The 17561-nt window shown below is 67.5% G+C and carries 21 protein-coding genes; 7 read left to right on the top strand and 14 right to left on the bottom strand.

Annotation, left to right across the window (positions count from 1 at the left end; genetic code table 11):
• Positions 1-58: 58 nt before the first annotated feature.
• Genes CHB77_RS02200 through gmk form a run of 3 tightly spaced genes read right to left on the bottom strand, consistent with a single transcriptional unit; the run spans position 59 to position 2312 of the window.
• Positions 59-1165, bottom strand: a complete 1107-nt coding sequence (locus tag CHB77_RS02200) for a sensor histidine kinase (RefSeq protein WP_089386527.1) — start codon at positions 1163-1165, stop codon at positions 59-61.
• On the bottom strand, positions 1162-1686 hold the full coding sequence (locus CHB77_RS02195) for a gamma carbonic anhydrase family protein (RefSeq protein WP_089386526.1): 525 nt from the start codon (positions 1684-1686) through the stop codon (positions 1162-1164). Before CHB77_RS02195 ends, CHB77_RS02200 begins: the two co-directional genes overlap by 4 nt.
• The gene (gene gmk, locus CHB77_RS02190; protein WP_165456166.1) at positions 1683-2312 is read right to left on the bottom strand and encodes a guanylate kinase; all 630 of its coding nucleotides are present in this window, start codon (positions 2310-2312) and stop codon (positions 1683-1685) included. Before gmk ends, CHB77_RS02195 begins: the two co-directional genes overlap by 4 nt.
• A 226-nt stretch (positions 2313-2538) precedes the next feature.
• Between gmk and CHB77_RS02185 the strand changes: the two genes are divergently transcribed.
• Positions 2539-3321: a PAS domain-containing protein gene (locus CHB77_RS02185; protein ID WP_242626488.1), complete on the top strand. Its 783-nt coding sequence runs from the start codon at positions 2539-2541 to the stop codon at positions 3319-3321.
• A gap of 4 nt (positions 3322-3325) precedes the next feature.
• Here CHB77_RS02185 and CHB77_RS02180 read toward each other — a convergent pair whose 3' ends face one another.
• The 3 genes from CHB77_RS02180 to tgt form a co-directional block, all read right to left on the bottom strand.
• Positions 3326-4309 (bottom strand): GNAT family N-acetyltransferase, encoded by a 984-nt coding sequence (locus CHB77_RS02180; RefSeq protein ID WP_089386523.1) that lies wholly within the window; start codon positions 4307-4309, stop codon positions 3326-3328.
• Between the two features lie 5 nt (positions 4310-4314).
• Positions 4315-5484, bottom strand: coding sequence for a ribonuclease D (gene rnd / locus CHB77_RS02175; protein WP_089386710.1), 1170 nt, complete (start codon positions 5482-5484; stop codon positions 4315-4317).
• Positions 5485-5593: 109 nt separating this feature from the next.
• The gene (gene tgt, locus CHB77_RS02170) at positions 5594-6724 is read right to left on the bottom strand and encodes a tRNA guanosine(34) transglycosylase Tgt (protein WP_089386522.1); all 1131 of its coding nucleotides are present in this window, start codon (positions 6722-6724) and stop codon (positions 5594-5596) included.
• Between the two features lie 126 nt (positions 6725-6850).
• Here tgt and CHB77_RS02165 point away from each other — a divergent pair, with 126 nt between their 5' ends.
• The 3 genes from CHB77_RS02165 to tpiA all read left to right on the top strand — a co-directional run bounded on the left by CHB77_RS02165 (position 6851) and on the right by tpiA (position 8540).
• Positions 6851-7204 carry an SUF system Fe-S cluster assembly protein gene (locus CHB77_RS02165; protein ID WP_089386521.1) on the top strand — a complete coding sequence of 118 codons (354 nt, stop codon included), beginning with the start codon at positions 6851-6853 and terminating at the stop codon, positions 7202-7204.
• A gap of 140 nt (positions 7205-7344) precedes the next feature.
• On the top strand, positions 7345-7716 hold the full coding sequence (locus CHB77_RS02160; protein ID WP_089386709.1) for a HesB/IscA family protein: 372 nt from the start codon (positions 7345-7347) through the stop codon (positions 7714-7716).
• 77 nt (positions 7717-7793) lie between these two features.
• Positions 7794-8540, top strand: a complete 747-nt coding sequence (gene tpiA / locus CHB77_RS02155) for a triose-phosphate isomerase (protein ID WP_089386520.1) — start codon at positions 7794-7796, stop codon at positions 8538-8540.
• Here the strand turns inward: tpiA and CHB77_RS02150 are convergent.
• Genes CHB77_RS02150 through CHB77_RS02140 form a run of 3 tightly spaced genes read right to left on the bottom strand, consistent with a single transcriptional unit; the run spans position 8515 to position 10373 of the window.
• Entirely contained in the window at positions 8515-9522 is a 1008-nt protein-coding gene (locus CHB77_RS02150; protein ID WP_165456167.1) for a GGDEF domain-containing protein, read from the bottom strand. The genes tpiA and CHB77_RS02150 overlap by 26 nt on opposite strands.
• Positions 9519-10034: a heme NO-binding domain-containing protein gene (locus tag CHB77_RS02145; protein WP_089386518.1), complete on the bottom strand. Its 516-nt coding sequence runs from the start codon at positions 10032-10034 to the stop codon at positions 9519-9521. The genes CHB77_RS02150 and CHB77_RS02145 overlap by 4 nt, the downstream gene beginning before the upstream one ends.
• 51 nt (positions 10035-10085) lie before the next feature.
• The gene (locus CHB77_RS02140) at positions 10086-10373 is read right to left on the bottom strand and encodes a DUF3572 family protein (protein ID WP_089386517.1); all 288 of its coding nucleotides are present in this window, start codon (positions 10371-10373) and stop codon (positions 10086-10088) included.
• Positions 10374-10475: 102 nt separating this feature from the next.
• On the opposite strand from CHB77_RS02140, the gene CHB77_RS02135 reads away from it, so the two are divergent.
• The 3 genes from CHB77_RS02135 (at position 10476) to CHB77_RS02125 (ending at position 13063) form a co-directional block, all read left to right on the top strand.
• Complete coding sequence (locus tag CHB77_RS02135) at positions 10476-11858, top strand: diguanylate cyclase (RefSeq protein ID WP_089386516.1); 1383 nt, start codon at positions 10476-10478, stop codon at positions 11856-11858.
• Positions 11859-11969: 111 nt separating this feature from the next.
• The gene (locus tag CHB77_RS02130) at positions 11970-12377 is read left to right on the top strand and encodes a DUF983 domain-containing protein (protein ID WP_089386515.1); all 408 of its coding nucleotides are present in this window, start codon (positions 11970-11972) and stop codon (positions 12375-12377) included.
• On the top strand, positions 12326-13063 hold the full coding sequence (locus CHB77_RS02125) for an NUDIX hydrolase (RefSeq protein WP_089386514.1): 738 nt from the start codon (positions 12326-12328) through the stop codon (positions 13061-13063). The genes CHB77_RS02130 and CHB77_RS02125 overlap by 52 nt, the downstream gene beginning before the upstream one ends.
• Here CHB77_RS02125 and CHB77_RS02120 read toward each other — a convergent pair whose 3' ends face one another.
• The 5 genes from CHB77_RS02120 to CHB77_RS02100 all read right to left on the bottom strand — a co-directional run bounded on the left by CHB77_RS02120 (position 13064) and on the right by CHB77_RS02100 (position 17541).
• Positions 13064-13834, bottom strand: a complete 771-nt coding sequence (locus tag CHB77_RS02120) for an enoyl-CoA hydratase-related protein (protein WP_089386513.1) — start codon at positions 13832-13834, stop codon at positions 13064-13066.
• A 63-nt stretch (positions 13835-13897) separates the two neighbouring features.
• Positions 13898-14353 carry a cytochrome c-type biogenesis protein gene (locus CHB77_RS02115; protein ID WP_089386512.1) on the bottom strand — a complete coding sequence of 152 codons (456 nt, stop codon included), beginning with the start codon at positions 14351-14353 and terminating at the stop codon, positions 13898-13900.
• Positions 14350-16311, bottom strand: a complete 1962-nt coding sequence (locus CHB77_RS02110) for a heme lyase CcmF/NrfE family subunit (RefSeq protein ID WP_089386708.1) — start codon at positions 16309-16311, stop codon at positions 14350-14352. The genes CHB77_RS02115 and CHB77_RS02110 overlap by 4 nt, the downstream gene beginning before the upstream one ends.
• Positions 16312-16414: 103 nt before the next feature.
• Positions 16415-16939, bottom strand: coding sequence for a holin family protein (locus CHB77_RS02105; RefSeq protein ID WP_089386511.1), 525 nt, complete (start codon positions 16937-16939; stop codon positions 16415-16417).
• Complete coding sequence (locus tag CHB77_RS02100; protein WP_089386510.1) at positions 16930-17541, bottom strand: holin-associated N-acetylmuramidase; 612 nt, start codon at positions 17539-17541, stop codon at positions 16930-16932. Before CHB77_RS02100 ends, CHB77_RS02105 begins: the two co-directional genes overlap by 10 nt.
• Positions 17542-17561: the final 20 nt, after the last annotated feature.

Genomic DNA, 17561 nt, shown 5'->3' with positions numbered 1-17561 from the left:
CCAAGGGCGTCGGGACGGTTATAGGACAGGGAAAGGCAGCCTGCCACGGCAAAAGCCCTCACCCTCGGCCCGCCCCCTCGGGCAGGATCACCGTGAAGGCGCTGCCCTGGCCCCGCGCGCTGTCGATGCGCAGGCGGCCCCGATGGCGGTTCACGATGTGCTTGACGATGGCAAGGCCCAGGCCGGTGCCGCCTTGGGCGCGGGACCGGTGGGCGTCCACCCGATAGAAACGCTCGGTCAGGCGGGGCAGGTGCATCCCCTCGATTCCTTCGCCCTTGTCGCGGATCTCGACGGCCCAGGCGGGACCGCGCAGAAGCGGCTCGTGGTCGATGCGGCGCAGGCTGACGCCCAGATGGCCGCCCGACCCGCCATACTTGATCGCGTTCTCGATCAGGTTCTGGAACACCTGCACCAACTGGTCGGAATCGCCGGGGATCCGCTGGCTGCCATCAATCGCGCGGGTTTCGACCGTCACGCCCGCTGCCCGGGCCGCCTGGTCCATGGTCGCCAGCACCCGGCGCAGCAGCAGCGGCAGATCGACCTGGCCTGCGGGACGGCGTCGTTCCTCGGCCTGGACGCGGCCGAGCGACAGCAGGTCGCTGACCAGCCGATTCATCCGCGCGGCCTCGCGTTCCATGATGTCCAGAAATCGGTCCCGCGCCTTGGCGTCGTCGCGGGCGGGGCCGCGCAGGGTTTCGATGAAACCGATCATCGCGGTCAATGGCGTCTTCAGCTCGTGGCTGACATTGGTCACGAAATCGCGCCGCATCTGTTCGGCCTCCTCGGCCTCGGACCGGTCGAGCACGGCGATGGTCGCGCCCCGGCCAAGGGCCAGCGGCAGCCGGGCCACCGTGATCTCGGCCGTGATGTCGCGCCCGTCGGCGCCGATCACCGCGCCCAGCCTGACCACGCCGGGGGACGGAGCCGGCAGCAGAGGATCCGCGGGGGGCACGGGATGGCGGTCGGGGTCCAGCACCCATTCGACCGCCGTCACGACCGCCGGGTGCCGCAGCACGGTGACAAAGGGCCGGTTCAGCAGATCCCCCCCGAACAGCGCGGCAGCGGCGGCGTTGGCGGCGATGGTGCGCGCGCGCCCGTCGACCGCCAGCATCGGTACGGGCACGCCGTCCAGCAGGTCGGATGCCACGCGTTGCACGGTGGTCATCCGCCGGCCTGCCGCAGCCCGGCGCGGAACCGGGCGGCATTGACGCGATAGCGCGCCGCCGATTGCAGCAGCATGTCCCGTCCGGCCTGATCCAGCATCCGCACCACCTTGCCGGGTGCGCCCACGACCAGGGCGCCGGGCGGGATTTCCTTGTTTTCGGCGATCAGGGCGCCCGCCCCGATCAGGGCGCCCGTGCCGATGCGGGCGCCGTTCAGGATCGTGGCGCCCATGCCGACCAGCACCCCGTCACCGATCGCGCAGCCATGCAGGATCGCGCGATGACCGACGGTGCAGTTCGCACCGACCGTCAGGGGACAGCCGGGATCGGTGTGCAGGACGCACAGATCCTGGATGTTGCTGCCCCGGCCGACGCGGATCCCTTCTCCGTCGCCGCGCAGCACGGCGCCCCACCAGACCGAGGCCTCCTCCTCCAGCGCGACATCGCCGATCACCTGCGCATCGGGCGCGACCCAGGCATTCGCCGCGATGCGCGGGGCGATGCCATCCAGTTCCCAGATCACGCGTGCTCCTCCATCAGATGCTTGACGAAACGGCCCAGCCCCCCCTGCCGGTCGCGGCGCAGGCGTTCGGCGGTCACGATGGCGCGCAAGTCCCGTTCGGTCCGATCCAGGTCGTCGTTGACCAGGACATAATCGTATTCCGCCCAGTGGCTGATTTCCGAACGGCTTTTCTCCATCCGCCCGGCGATCACGGCATCGCTGTCCTGTCCGCGCGCCCGCAGGCGCCGTTCCAGTTCGGGCAGCGATGGCGGCAGCACGAAGATCGACACGACGTGACCGCCCAGGGCGGATGCGCGGATCTGCTGGCCCCCCTGCCAGTCCACGTCGAACAGCGTGTCGCGCCCGTCGCGCATCGCGGCCTCGACCGGGACGCGCGGGCTGCCGTACAGGTGTCCGAACACCTCGGCATGTTCCAGCATCTGCCCCTGTTCGGCCATCTGGCGGAAGGCGCCGGGGGTGGTAAAGTAATAATGGTGCCCGTCAATTTCCCCCGGTCGCGGCGGACGCGTGGTGGCCGACACCGAAAACCGCAGCGACGGATCCCAGTCCATCAGCCGCCGCGCCAGCGTCGATTTGCCCGCCCCCGATGGCGATGACAAGATGATGAGCAGGCCGGTGCGGTCCATGGGCATTGTCCTTCGTGTCCTGAACGGCGGGATGGACCAGCGGTGGCGGACGGTCAAGACCCCGGCATTCGCGCACGGTTCCATGGCATTTGCATGAAAGTCTTAATCATTCGTTAGGAAAACGACTCGGCAGGGGCCGAAACTTTGCTTATCATGACCTTGGAGTGTTTGGCGTAAATGGTGCATCCGCGTCATCGGGATGCGCATCGGTGACGAGGATACGGCTTTGTCGGAATGTCAGAACGACGGCACGTCGCATTCGCCTCTGGCGGATCGAAAGGCGCAGGTCTTGCACCTGGCCGACTTCAACCCGATGCAGCCCGCCCGGATCCTGGCCGACATGCGCGCCTATTGGGACAGCCTGCGGCGCGGCCGGGGGGTTCCGGCGCGGTCCGACGTCCAGCCGCAGGGCATCCGCCGCGCCCTGGACCACGCCTTCATCCTGGAACGCATCGCCCCCGGCGCGGCGCGGTTCCGTCTGGCGGGCCAGCAGCTGATCGACCTGATGGGGATGGAGGTTCGCGGCATGGCCTTCTGTTCGCTGGCCAACACCAGTTCGCGGGGCCGCTTGTCGGACGTGCTGGAATCCGTGTTCCGCGCGCCCCAGCTGGCACAGATGACGCTGCGGTCGCCCGCGGATTACGCCCGGCCGGAACTGAACGCGCAGATGCTTCTGCTGCCCCTGTCGTCGGACCTGGGCGACGTGACCCGCGCCCTGGGCTGCATCATCGCCGAGGGTCAGATCGGCGTGGCGCCGCGTCGGTTCGACCTGATCGGCGACGAGGTGCTGCCGATCATCGACGGCGGCAAGACGGTCGCCCCGACCGCCTCGGCCTTCGATGCCGACCGGCGGGCGTCGCGCCGGGATCCGGCGCCGGTCAAGCCCTTGACCCTGACGGCCAGCGAACCGTCGCCAGCCAGGACCGACAGCCCGGAATCGCGACGTGCCCGGTTCCGGGTGATCCCGCTGCCCGAAGCGACCCGGCCCACCGGCGCCAGCAAGACCTGAGCGTCTAGGGCCGGGACCGCTTGCGCCAGCGATACAGGGCGGCGGGCGCGGGCTGGCTGCGACCGGCCGACGACAGCATCCCGTCTTCCTCGCGTTGAAAACCAAGGTTCTTCAACAGCCGCCGCGACGGCTGGTTGTCCAGAAACACATCCGCCAGCAGTTCGGGCGGATCGAAGCGGGCGACGATCTCGGCCAGGAAGGCGCGGCCCATCTCCTCGCCCAGGCCCTTTCCCGACAGGGCCGGGTCCAGGAAATAGAACACCCGCGCGGGATCGCCCGCGCTGATGCCGATGGATCCCGCCACCCCGCCCTGATGCCGCACCGTCAGCCGCATGGGCGGCAGCAGGCCGTCGGACAGAAACAGCGGGGCCATCTGGTCGGGGGTCATCGCCGGATGAAACAGCAGCAGCTTCGACGCGACATCGGGCATCGTCGCGATGCGGTGCAGGTCGGGAAGATCCCCGTGCCGAAAGGGTTCGATCATCAGCCGGTCTGTCACCAGGGCGATGCCATGACGGGCTGCAAAATCGGCGCGCGTCAGCCGCAGCGCCGCGGCGGGCAGATGCCGCCGCTGGGGCTGGGACCACAGCATCATGTCGCCGACCGGGCGAAACCCAAGCCGCGTCAGCAGCGCGGCAGAGCGGCGGTTGCCGTGCAGGTGGTTCGCCTCGACCACCGTAGCGCCGCGATGGAAACGGCGCGACAGGGCAAGAACCGCCGCCCTTTCGGCCATTCCCCTGCCCTGCGCTTCCGGGGCCAGCCAGATGCCGAAACTGCCCGACGCCCGCACCATGCCGACAAGGCGGCCGCCCTGCCGGATGGCGTGTTCGTCAAGCCCCGCCCCGGCGACAAAGGCGGCCGCGTCCGTCTGGCGATAAGGCCAGGGCACGGCGGTCAGCCATTGGGTCACGTTCCAGTCCGACAGGGCATCGGCGATGTCAGGGACGTCTTCGGGCCACGGACGGGTCAAGGTCAGCGGCGCGGGCATCCCGGTCAGCCCACCGGCACGACGCGCACCATGCCGCCCTTGGCGGACAGGGCGATTTCCCCGCCCGCAAGGCGCAGGGCGTCCTGGCCGAACACCTCGGCCCGCCAGCCTTTCAGGGCGGGAACGTCGCGGTCGCCCTGAGCGATGGCGTCCAGTTCCGCGGACGACGCGATCAGCTTGGGCGCCACGCCCGAGGCATCGGCCTTGGCCTTGAGCAGCACCCGCAGCAGATCCGACAGCGCGGCATTGCCCGGCCGGCCCGGCTCCTCGTCCCTGGGCTGGGGCAGATCCCTGGCTTCGATCCCCGCCTTGACTGCCGCCAGGATCCCGTTCGCGATTTCTCCCTTGCGGGCTTCGCGCAGCAGCAGGCGGGACCGGGACAGGTCGGCTTCGGTCAGCGGCTTGGTCGAGGCGACCTCGATCATCGCATCGTCCTTGTAGACGCGCGACCGGGGAATGTCGCGGTCCTGGGCATAGGCTTCGCGGAACCGCGCCAGCTCGCGCAGGATCGCCAGGAAGCGGGGCGAATTGGTGCGGGTGCGCACCTTGAGCCAGGCTTCCTCGGGGCGGGTGATATAGGTTTCGGGATCCTCAAGGACCGCGATCTCCTCGGCCAGCCAGCTTTCGCGGTTGTTCTTGCGCAGTTCGGCCGACAGGAATTCATAAATCACCCGCAGATGGGTGACATCGGCCAGGGCATAGGCCGCCTGCGCGTCCGACAGGGGGCGGCGCGACCAATCGGTGAACCGCGACGACTTGTCCAGGTTGGCCCGCGCGATCCGCCGCACCAGGGTTTCATAGCCAACCTGTTCGCCGAAACCGCAGACCATCGCGGCGACCTGGGTGTCGAACAGCGGCTGGGGGAACAGACCGGCGTCGTGAAAGAAAATTTCCAGATCCTGGCGGGCGGCGTGAAAGACCTTGACGGTGCCCCCGTGGCGGAACAGGTCGTAAAGCGGCTCCAGCGACAGCCCTTCGGCCAGGGGATCGACCAGCACGGCCTCTCCGCCCTGATCCTTGGGGGTGGATGCGGGGGGCAGGGCAAGCTGAATCAGGCACAGCTTGGACCAATAGGTCCGTTCGCGCAGGAATTCCGTATCGACGGTGACATAGGGGGCGGATTTGGCGGTCTCGCAGAACAGCGCAAGGTCGTCGGTCCGGGTGATGGTGGTGATGTCGTCGCTCATGGGGGTCTTTCATGCCCGGCGGTTCGTCCGCCAATCCGCAACGGATAGGGGCAAGTCGTGCCTTTGGAAAGCGTTTTTGGTCAGGATGCCTGACAGGTCACAGCGGCGGAATGTCGCCCCCCGCCCGCGACGCATGGAAATCGGCGACGAAATCGTCCAGCCGCCCTTCGGTTATGGCACCGCGCAGCCCGGCCATCAGTTCCTGAAAGTAATGCAGGTTGTGCCAGGTCAGCAGCATCCCCGAAATCATCTCGCCCGCGCGGAAGACATGGTGCAGATATGCGCGGGAATAACCGGTGCAGGCGGGGCAGGTGCAGTCTTCGTCCAGCGGGCGGGGATCGTCGGCGTGGCGGGCGTTCTTGACGTTGACCTGTCCGCGCCGGGTCCAGGCCTGCCCGGTGCGGCCCGACCGCGAGGGCAGCACGCAATCCATCATGTCGATGCCGCGCTGCACCGCGCCCACGATGTCGTCGGGCTTGCCCACGCCCATCAGATAGCGCGGCTTGTCGGCCGGCAGGAAACCGGGGGCATAGTCCAGGACACCGAACATCGCCTCCTGCCCCTCGCCCACGGCAAGGCCGCCGATGGCATAGCCGTCGAATCCGATGGCGGTCAGGGCGCTTGCCGATTCCTGGCGCAGTTCGGGGGTGACGCCCCCTTGCATGATGCCGAACAGCGCGTGTCCCGGCCGGTCGCCGAAGGCGTCACGCGACCGCTGCGCCCAGCGCATCGACAGGCGCATGGATTTGGCCACGTCGTCCGGGGTCGCGGGCAGCGCCGGGCATTCGTCAAAGCACATCACGATGTCGCTGCCCAGCAGGCGCTGGATCTCCATGCTGGTTTCGGGGGACAGCATGTGTTTCGACCCGTCGATATGGGACGAAAAGGTCACGCCATCCTCGGTCAGCTTGCGCAGGGCGGCCAGCGACATCACCTGGAAACCACCGGAATCGGTCAGGATCGGCCGGTCCCAGTTCATGAAGCGGTGCAGCCCCCCCAGCCGCGCGATGCGTTCGGCGCCGGGTCGCAGCATCAGGTGATAGGTGTTGCCCAGCAGGATGTCGGCCCCGGTGGCGCGCACCGATTCCGGCAGCATCGCCTTGACCGTGGCGGCGGTGCCCACGGGCATGAAGGCGGGGGTGCGGATGGTCCCGCGCGGCGTGTGGATGGTGCCGGTGCGGGCGCGGCCGTCGGTGGCGCCAAGGGTGAATCGGAAACGCGTGCTCATGGGGCCACCTGTCGCTGGAACCGCGCGTGTCTAGCCGCTGCGGACGGGCTTCGCAATGCGGCCCGGTCACTGGACCTGATGGGGGGATGCGCCTATATATCGGGATGCACCTGACAGGAACATGCCATGACCGACTTGCAGGAAGGCGCCCCGTTGATCGCGCCATCATCCACCGACCATCCGATGTACGACAGCATCGTCGAGGCATGCAAGACTGTCTATGACCCGGAAATCCCGGTCAATATCTTCGATCTGGGGCTGATCTACACCATCGCCGTCAATTCGCAGGACGAGGTGCGCATCGTCATGACGCTGACCGCGCCGGGCTGTCCCGTCGCGGGCGAAATGCCCGGCTGGGTCGCGGATGCGGTCGAGGCGATCCCCGGCGTGAAGCAGGTCGATGTGGAAATGACCTTTCAGCCGCAATGGGGCATGGACATGATGTCCGACGAGGCGCGGCTGGAGCTGGGCTTCATGTAGGCCGCCTTTCGGCGGCGGTCGCCAGGGGACTTCACGTCCCCCGGACCCCCTGTGGGATATTTGATCCAAGCCAAAGGGCCTGCGCCTTGATGGCCGCGCGGCGCATGGCTATCTTGGCAGGGCAACAGAAGGATTGCGTCATGTTTGCCATTCCCGGATCGGTCCCGGTCACGATCACCTCGGCGGCCGAACAGCAGATCGCCCGGTTGATGACGGGAAAAAACGCCTTTGGCCTGCGGATCGGGCTGAAGAAGGGCGGCTGCGCGGGCATGGAATACACCATGGACCTGGTCCAGGCGGCCGAACCGAACGAGGAGATCGTGGAACAGGGCGCGGCCCGCGTGGTCATTGCCCCCAAGGCGCAGATGTTCCTGTTCGGGACCGAGATCGATTTCGAGGACGGCTTGCTGGAATCCGGGTTCCGGTTCCGCAATCCCAACGTGACCGATGCCTGCGGCTGCGGCGAATCGGTTCGGTTCGAGCCTCTGGAAGGAACCCGCACGGGCGGCTGATGCGCCCATCGGCGCTTTCACCGTTGCGAAGGCCCTGCCCGGTCGCTTAAGCCGTTGTCAAATCAACGGAGGACGGCATGGCACCGCGCAAACTGGCTGCTGGAAACTGGAAGATGAACGGCGATCTGGCATCGCTGGCCGAGATCGATGCCTTGATCGCGGCCCATCCCGCGCCATCCTGCGAGGTGCTGGTCTGTCCCCCGGCGGTGCTGCTGCATCCGATGAAGGAACGGGCGGGCGGCGCGCGGGTGGCGCTGGGCGGGCAAGACTGTCATGCGGACCTGGCAGGGGCGCATACCGGCGACATTTCGGCCGTTCAGTTGAAGGACGCCGGGGCCAGCCATGTCATCCTGGGCCATTCCGAACGCCGCGCCGACCATGGGGAAACCGATGCGGTTGTCGCGGCCAAGGCCGCAGCCGCCCATGCCGCGGGCCTGATCGCGATCATCTGCGTCGGCGAAACCGAGACGCAGCGCGATGCGGATCAAACGCTGGCCGTCATCGCCTCGCAGCTTGACGGATCGATTCCCGAGGGTGCGACGGCGGCCAATACCGTCATCGCCTATGAGCCGGTCTGGGCCATCGGCACGGGGCGGACGCCCACCCTTGACCAGATCGCCGAGGTTCATGCCCTGATGCGCGAACGGCTGGGCGGCAGGATCGGCGATGCCGCGCAGGTCCGGTTGCTGTACGGCGGCAGCGTCAAGCCCGGCAACGCGGCCCAGATCTTTGCCCTTTCCGATGTGGATGGCGCCCTGGTCGGCGGGGCAAGCCTCAAGGCTGCGGATTTCGGCGCGATCATCGCGGCGCTGCAAGCGGCCTGAGCAGTCCGCCGTCGGGCAGCGGCGCCACGGTGACACGGCCCTTGCCCGCGCGCTTGGATTGATACAGCACCACGTCGGCATCGTTCAGCATCTGGTCGATGTCGTCCGGCCCATAGCCTGCCGACAGCACCACGCCAACGCTGGCCGAGACGGCGCAGCCGCCGGGCGAGGTGTGTTCGATCCCCTGCACGATCCGCGTCCCGATCGCCATCAACGCCTGGCAGGACCATGACCCGCCCAGGACCAGGACGAATTCGTCGCCGCCGATCCGCGCGACGTGATCCCGGCTGCGGGTGACGCGGCCCAGAACCTGGGCTACGTCGCACAGCAACCTGTCCCCGGCCGCGTGGCCCAACCGGTCGTTGACGCCCTTGAAGTTGTCCAGATCCAGATGGGCCAACGCAAAGGCCTGCGGGGTGCGGGGGTCCAGGGCATTGCGCATCGCCGCCATCAGCCCCCTGCGGTTCAAAAGCCCGGTCAGGGAATCGGTATGCGCCTCGCGTTCGGCGTCCTGCCGGGCCAGCATCAGGTGACGGTTAAAGCGCGCCAGTTCGCCCTGGATGGCGCGGTTCGCCTCTTGCAGGAACATCAGTTCCAGCGCCAGTTCCGCGGGCGCGAAATCCCCCTCTGTCAGGCCGAAAACCGCGACCGCGTCCGACAGCGAAACGCCGAAGCCGAAATTCAGCAGCAAACCTCCGAATCCGGGGGCCACGGCATGGCCCCGCAGCAACAGTTGCCGATGGTGGCGCAGGCGCAGGGACAGGCGCTGCGCGGGATGGGCGGCACGGACGAACGACATCACGCAGCCGGTTTCGACGCCCTTGGCCTCGACGAAGATGTCCTCGATCACCTGGGCGCCGGCGGGCATCAGCTTGCGCATCGTGGGGCCGGCAAAATGGATCGTTCCGTCGTCGCCCAGGCAAAGATGCATGGGCATCAGCAGATCCAGCGCCGCCTGCGGCAGGGTCAGGGCATGGGTCATCCGAGGCTGGCCCGTGGCGACAGGCGAAAGGTTCGCGCCTCGGCAAAGGCCGAATCGGGCACGTCGATGCAGATGCCGTCCGCGGTCCGCGTGATGACGCACAGCGCGCCGTAATCGTCGGCCATGGCCCGCAAAAGCCCGCTGAGAAACGCGGTCCATCCTGGCGGCCCATCCGACACCGTGACCCACAGCAGGCCGTCGTGGCTGCGGGACAAGGCGATCTGGGGCAGGTTCACATCATCCGAGATCAGCCGGATCCGTTCGGGAAGTTCGTCAAGCCGCAGCAGGAAATCCAGGAAGTCCTGCCCGCAAAACCGCAACAGACGCCAGATTTCATCCTGGCGGACCATCCAGGCGCCCAGATCCTCGACAAGTTCGTCGAAGGGCTTGCCGGACCGCAAGGCAGCCTCGTGCAGCATCTGGCCGGGCGGCAGCAAGCCCGCCTCGACCCAGCCCAGGGTCGGTTCCTCGCGCAGGAATTTTTCGATTGCGCGGCTGACAAGATCGTCCATGCGTCACCTCCGCCGCCCTGCGTAAGGGCAAAAGGTGAAGAAATCGCAAAGTCAAACCTCCCAGCCATAGCTTCCCGGACCGGCCAGCGCCGTCCGGGCCTGCATCAGATCGCCGGGCGCGACCTGCACGTCGCGGGCGGCGTCCAGGACGCGCCGGTCGTCCTCCAGCACATAGTCGAGGACATGCAGCGCGATGTCGGGGCTGGTGGCGACCTTGCGCAGAGCACCGGCATCCAGCCCAGTCTGGCCCAGAAAGTCTTGGATCAGGTCGGGCCGTTCCGCCAGATGCAGCAGAACGGCGGTCGCAAGCTCTTGGGCGGATTCTCGCGTATATGTCATCGCAGGCCTTTGGTTGGAGTTCGCAAGCCCTTTGTCTGGAAACTCTTTATTAAGGAATCAATGTCATTTTGACGAAAGGTCGCCGGAACGGGGGGCGTTATCATGACTGCGCGTATCCTCATTGCGGAAAGCAGCGCGACAAGCCGGATCAGCCTTAAGGTCAGGCTTTCGGGGGCATGCTATGACGTGCTGGCCGCCGCGACCGTGAACGAACTGCTGTCGCAACTGCGGCTGGGCCACCCGGACCTGATCCTGCTGGGCATGGGGTTCACGGAACTGCCGCTGGCCGATTTCTTTCGCATGGTGTCGGTGGAACGGCCCCGCACGCCCGTTCTGGCCCTGGCCGACGGCCAGCGTCGGGTCGATGCGCTGGAGGCGGGGGCCTCGGCGGTTCTGGATCCGCGGGTCGAGGAGCAGATGCTGCTGGCACGGGTGCGCGGCCTGCTGCGCGATTCCGAAACCGATGCCCCGCAATTCGCCATGGCCGAGGCCGCCGGGGGCTTTGCGCCCGCCCCGTCGGGCAATGTGGTTCTGGTGGCCGACCAACCCGCGCGGGCGCAACGCTGGCGCCATATCCTGCAACCGCGCCTGAACTGCCGATTCGCCATTTCCAGCCCTGACGAGACGCTCAGCGCGGCAGCCCAGGGGGACGGCGCGGACCTCTACATCATCGCCGCCGACATCGACCGCAAGGGCGACGGGCTGCGGCTGCTGTCGGAACTGCGGTCCCGCAATGGATCGAAAGAGGCGGGCTTTGCCGTCCTGGTCGCGCCCGAGCGCGAGGAACTGTGCGCCATTGCCCTGGACCTGGGCGCAGGAGAGGTTCTTCCCCTGGATCCGGCCGGGGAAAACAACGCCGAAATCGCAGCCCTGGCCCTGCGCAACCAGCTGGACCGCAAGCGCCGCGCCGACAGCCGTCGCGAGGAGGTCAAGCGCAACATGGCTTGGGCCATGACCGATCCGCTGACTGGCCTTTACAACCGCCGCTATGCCGTGCCGCAACTGGTCGAGATCGCGCGCGGCGCCATGCGCCAGCAGTCCGGCTTTGCGGTGATGGCACTGGATCTGGACCGCTTCAAAACCATCAACGACAATTTCGGCCATGCGGCGGGCGACGCCGTGCTGTGCGATGTCGCGCGCCGGGTGGAAAGCGTGGTCGCAGGGCGCGGCATGACCGCCCGCCTGGGAGGAGAGGAGTTCCTGGTCGTCCTGGCCGACACCACCGAAACCGAAGCCCATCGCATCGCCCAGGACATCCGCCGCGCTGTCGAAACCCGTCCGACCCTGCTGCCGCGCGTGTCCGGCGGGGGACAGGTGCAGGTCACGCTGTCGGTCGGCGTGGCACTGGAACAGGCGCCCTTTTACATCAGCCGTCCCGATGTCCTGGCCGAAATAGCCCTTGAACGTGCCGACCGCGCCATGATCGCGGCAAAGTCGCTGGGCCGGAACCAGGTTCTGATAGCGCCCATGCAGCCCGCCCACTAAGGGGGGGTGCGACAATCCTGCGGCGGCGCCGGGCGAGACAGGTCTGGCAACCGCCCCCCGCAGCCCCTAGATTGGCGTCACCAACGCCCCTCATGCGCTGTCGGAGATGCCATGTCCCATGACCCCGCCTATGGCAACCCTGTCGAACGCCCGACCGGTCAGGCCATGCTGCGCGCCACCATAGGCCGCTGCCCCGCCTGCGGCGAAGGCCGGCTGTTTCGGTCCTTTCTGAAGGTGGCCGATCATTGTCCCGCCTGCAACGAGGCGCTGCACCACCAGCGGGCCGATGACGGACCGGCCTATTTGACGATCCTGCTGGTATCGCATCTGGGCGCGCCGCTGCTGCTGGCCTGCTATGTCGCCTGGCGACCGTCGGCGATGACAATGATCTGGACCTTTGGCCTGGGCGCCGTCGTCCTGTCGCTCTTGCTGCTGCCGCGCATCAAGGGCGCCTTCGTCGGTCTGCAATGGGCGCGGCGGATGCACGGCTTTGGCACCGCGCCGTCCCTGGCATCGTGACCGGCCCGGACGCCACGCCCATCCGGGATGCGGCGACGGTTATCCTGTTGCGCAGGCGCAGGGCCGAGGTGTCGGTCCTGATGGGGATGCGCGGCGCCGGGGCGGCCTTCATGCCGTCGAAATACGTCTTTCCGGGCGGCGCGGTCGATGCCGCCGACGCATCGGTTTTCTTGGCTGCACCCTTGGCCCAGCCGCATCGCCGCCGCCTGGCCCAGCAGCCGCGGCCCGGAACAGCGCCTGATCCCGACGCCATTGCCGCAGCGGCGCTGCGCGAACTGGCCGAGGAAACCGGCCAGTTGATCGGCCGTCCCGGTCGATGTGCCCTGCCCGGCTTTGCCGAAGCGGGGCTTGCCCCCGACGCCTCGGCGCTTGTCTATCTGTTCCGGGCGATCACGCCGCCGGGCCGCCCGCGCCGCTTCGACGCGCGTTTCTTTGCCGCCGACGCGGCCTGTCTGGCCACCGACCCGGACGATTTCAGCCGCGCCTGCGACGAGCTTTCGCACCTGCACTGGGTGCCCGTGGCGCAGGCCCGTGCCCTGGATCTGCCCTTTATCACCGAAGTCGTGCTGGCCGAGCTGGCGGACCTGATCGCGGATCTGCCCCACGACGCGCCCCTGCCGGTGCCCGACACGGTGCCGTTCTTCGACAACCTGGGCCACGCGCCGCGTTTCGCGCAGTTAACGTAATCACTGGCCGCTGAATCGCGCCGGACGCTTTTCCAGGAATGCGGTCACGCCCTCGACGAAATCGGCGCTGCGTCCCGCCTGGCCCTGCAACCGCGCCTCGAGCGCGAGCTGCGCGTCAAGACTGTTGCCAAAGGAGGCCTCGACCGCCTCGCGGATGGCGCGATAGGCGGCGGTCGGTCCCTCGGCCAGACGGCGCGCTCGGGCGGCGACGCCGTCGGTGAAAGCCTCGTCGGGCAAGACGTCCCAGATCAGGCCCCAGTCGGCGGCCTGTCGCGCGGTCACGGGTTCGGCGAACAGCATCATGCCCATGGCGCGGGCGGCGCCAACGGCGCGCGGGATGATGAACGTCCCGCCTGCGTCGGGGACCAGCCCGATGCGCGCGAAGGCCTGGATGAACGTCGCGCTTTCGGCGGCGATCACCACGTCGGCGGCCAGGGCAAGGTTCGCCCCCGCCCCCGCCGCGACCCCGTTGACCGCCGCGATCACCGGCGCGCGGCAGGCCCGGATCGCCCGCAGCATGGGTTCGTATTCGTCGCGCAGCGTGCCTTCCAGATCGGCCGCCGCCGCCCGGTCGGTCAGATCCTGGCCCGAACAGAAGCCCCGCCCCGCCCCGGTGATGACCAGGCAACGCACGTCGCCAGAAAGGGTGGACACGGCGTCGCAAATCTCGGCCCGCATCCGGCTGCTCAGCGCGTTCATCACCTGCGGACGGTTCAGGGTCAGCGTGGCCACACCCCCGTCCCTGGCGAACTGGATGGTTTCATAGGTCATGGCGGTCCCCCTTTTCCAAGGCATCATGACCGAAATGCCGGCACGGGAAAGCGCGACCCCGCGTCAGTCGCGCATGATCTGCTCCAGCCGGTCGCTTTCTTCCTGGTCCAGCGCAACCGTCGTTTCGGGACGGGCGGCCGCGCGGATGCGCAGGAAACGCCAGGCCAGCAACAGGGCCAGCACCGCCATGACCGGTCCCGCCATCCACAGAACCAGGTTGGTGCCCTGGGCGGTCGGCTGGAACAGCACGAATTCGCCGAAACGGTCGACCACCGCATCGATCACCTGGTCGTCACTGTCGCCCGCCACGATGCGTTCGCGCACATACAGGCGCAGGTCGCGGCTGATGGGGGCGTTCGATTCATCGATGGTTTCGCCCTGGCAGACCGGGCAGCGCAACAATTGCGAAATGGCCCGCGCGCGCGCCTCGGCCGCCGGATCGGGCAGCATTTCGTCCGGCTGCACGGCAAGCGCCGCAAACGGCAGCAGAAACGCCAGCAGCAGAAGAACCTGCCTCATTCCGCGGGGACCGCCGCGGGGGATACGCGCCGCACCCCCGCCGCCACGCGATAGCGCCGGTCGGAAAGGCTGATGATCCCGCCAAGCGCCATCAGGATCGTGCCGGCCCAGATCCAGTTGGCAAAGGGCTTGACATAGGTGCGCACGGCCCATCCCCCGTCTTTCTGCGCATCGCCGATCACCAGATAGATGTCCCGGAAAAAGCCGTTGTCGATCGCGGCTTCGGTGGTGGGCATGGCCTGGACGGGATAGACGCGCTTTTCGGGTTGCAGGGTCGCGACAGGACGGCCATCGCGGGCGACCTGCATGGTCGCCGTGGTCGAGATGTAGTTCGGCCCCTGGACCTCGTCGACGCTGGCCAGGGTGATGTCGTAATCGGCCACCCGGAAGGTTTGGCCGACCTGGGCCACGCGGATATCCTCGACCTGCCAGGCGGTCAGCAGACTGATGCCGATAAAGGTGACGCCAAGGCCCGCATGGGCGGTGGCCTTTCCCCAGTCGGCGCGGGGCAGACGCAGCAAGCGCGACCACCCCGATTGCCCGGTGCGGTGGATCAGTTCGGCCACCGCGCCAAAGACGATCCATGCGCCCAGGCCCGCGCCGATCACCGCGATCGCCGAACGGCCGGTCGAGACCGCGAACACCAGCGCCATCACCGACCCCGCCAGCAGCAAGGCCCCGCGCAACGGCTGCAAGGACCGGCCCAGCAACCCCCGCTTCCACGGCAGGATCGCCCCCAGCGGCAGGGCCAGGGCCAGAGCGATCATGAAGGGCGTAAAGGCCTTGTTGAAGAACGGAGGTCCGACCGACAGCTTGCGGCCCCACAGCATCTCGGCCACGAGGGGCCACATCGTGCCGATGAAGACCACAAAGGCCGCGACCGCCAGCAGGACGTTGTTCAGGATCAGGGCTCCCTCGCGCGAGACGGGGGCGAAGACGCCCTTGGCCGTCATCTGCGGCGCGCGCACGGCATACAGCGTCAGCGCGCCGCCGGTGAACACCGTCAGGATGCCCAGGATGAAGACGCCTCGGGCCGGATCGCTGGCAAAGCTGTGCACGGATGTCAGGACGCCGGACCGCACGATGAATGTGCCGATCATCGAAAAGCCAAACGCCATGATCGCCAGCAGGATCGTCCAGCTTTTCAGCGTCTCGCGCTTTTCGACCACGATGGCCGAATGCAGGAGGGCGGCGGCCAGGAGCCAAGGCATGAAGCTGGCGTTTTCGACCGGATCCCAGAACCAGAAGCCGCCCCAGCCCAGCTCGTAATAGGCCCACCACGAGCCCAGGGCGATGCCGAAGGTCAGGAACATCCAGGCGGCCAGCGTCCAGGGCCGCACCCATCGTGCCCAGGCCGCGTCCACGCGCCCCTCGATCAGGGCGGCGACGGCAAAGCTGAAGGCCATCGAAAGGCCGACATAGCCCAGATACAGGAAGGGCGGATGAAAGGCCAAACCGGGATCCTGCAACAGCGGATTCAGGTCGCGCCCGTCAAAAGGCGGGCTGGCCAGCCGCAGGAACGGGTTCGAGGTAAAGATGATAAAGGCATAGAACGCCGCCCCGATCGACGCCTGCACCGCCAGAACCCGCGCCCGCAGCGCGGGCGGCAGGTTGGTTCCGAACACGGCCGCGGCGGCACCGAACAGCGACAGGATCAGAACCCACAGCAGCATGGATCCTTCGTGGTTCCCCCAGACCCCGCTGATCTTGTAGATCATCGGCTTGGCCGTGTGCGAATTCTCGTAAACCAGCTTCAACGAGAAATCGGACGTGACAAAGGCCACCGTCAGGCATGCAAAGGACAGGCCGGTCAGCAGGAACTGCGCCACGGCGGCCGGTCGGGCGCTGTCCATCCAGCCCCCCCAGCCTTTCGAGGCGCCGATCAGGGGCACCACCATCTGATACAGCGCCACCGCAAAGGCGAGGATCAGGGCGAAATGGCCGAATTCTGCTGTCATGGCAAAGATCCCTTGATGCCCGGCAAGCATAGGGCCATGAAAAAGGGGGGGAAAGCCCCCCTTTCGATCCAGCGTTCAGTTTTGCGTGTCGCCAGACGGCGGCCTAGCCGCGCAGGGTCGTCACCCAGTCGCGCAACGCGGCGTTGTCGGCGAAATCGTCATCCGGACGCACCGCGGTCGTGGCTGCGACCTGCTGCGTGGTGGTGACGGTGGCCTTTTGGCTGGGCCACACGCGGCCGCGAAAGTAATGCGCTTCTCGTGCGCCGAAATAAAAGCCGACGATGGCGCCCAGCAGCCACCACAAAGGCTCGGGCACCTGCTGCAAGCCCACCATCCGCAGACCGAACCCCTGCGGCTCCACCATGGCATAGACGAACAATCCCATTGTCCCCAGCGCCAGAAGCGGACGCGGAAGCCGGTTGAGGCCGTTCACGAAGCCGTCGAAGAGTCCGCCCCGGCTGGCCTGGAATTCCTGCCCGAATTCGTTGATGGCGCGGGCATAGGCTTCCTCGTCCAGTTCCATGCGCCGGGTGGCGTTCTGGGTGAACACTTCGGCCACGCCGGTCGCGGCGCTGCCCAGGGCGGTGACGCCCTGGCCCAGGCCGATGAAGCGGTCGATCATGCCCATTTGGCGGTCCTTTCGCGATGCTCGGCCTCGGTCAGGTGATAGCGGGGACTGACGAACTCCTCGGCCCGCGTGATCCAGCCTCCCTTGCCGCCCGCCCTGGTGCGGGCGTATTTGCGGCTGGCGGGACGCTGATCGGCCAGGGAATAGTAATAGTTGCGACGGGCGATTCCATAGGCATCGGCCAGATGGGCCGGGGCGGCGGCGGCCGCATCGCGCGCCGCCGCGATGGTCTGGGGTCCGACGACGCCATCGGCACTGGCCGCAAATCCCATGCGCGCGACCAGCCGTTGCAGGATCTTCACCGCGTTGCCGCCGGCGTTCACATACATGTCGAAAACGCTGGCCTGGACCGCATCGGGCAGGTCGGACAGCCGGGGACGGCGAAAGTAGTGTTCGACGAAGATCTGCTGGGCCTGTGCGCGGGTCAGCGCCTTGACGTCCTCGGCGTCGATGCGCCCGTCCTTGTTCAGATCCAGACCCAGGGTCTTCATCGTCCCGATGGTCACGCCGTAATTCGTGGCCCCGCCCGGATCGTCGGGGTCGTTCACGTAACCGCCTTCGCGCGCGACAATCTGCGCTGCGATTTCCTCAACGCTTGGCATGGCACCCCCAGCTTGCAAGA

This window comes from Paracoccus sediminis (assembly GCF_900188295.1).
Lineage (GTDB): Bacteria > Pseudomonadota > Alphaproteobacteria > Rhodobacterales > Rhodobacteraceae > Paracoccus > Paracoccus sediminis.
The sequence above is the reverse complement of the archived record's forward strand: the minus strand, read 5'-3'. Positions and strand labels throughout refer to the sequence as shown.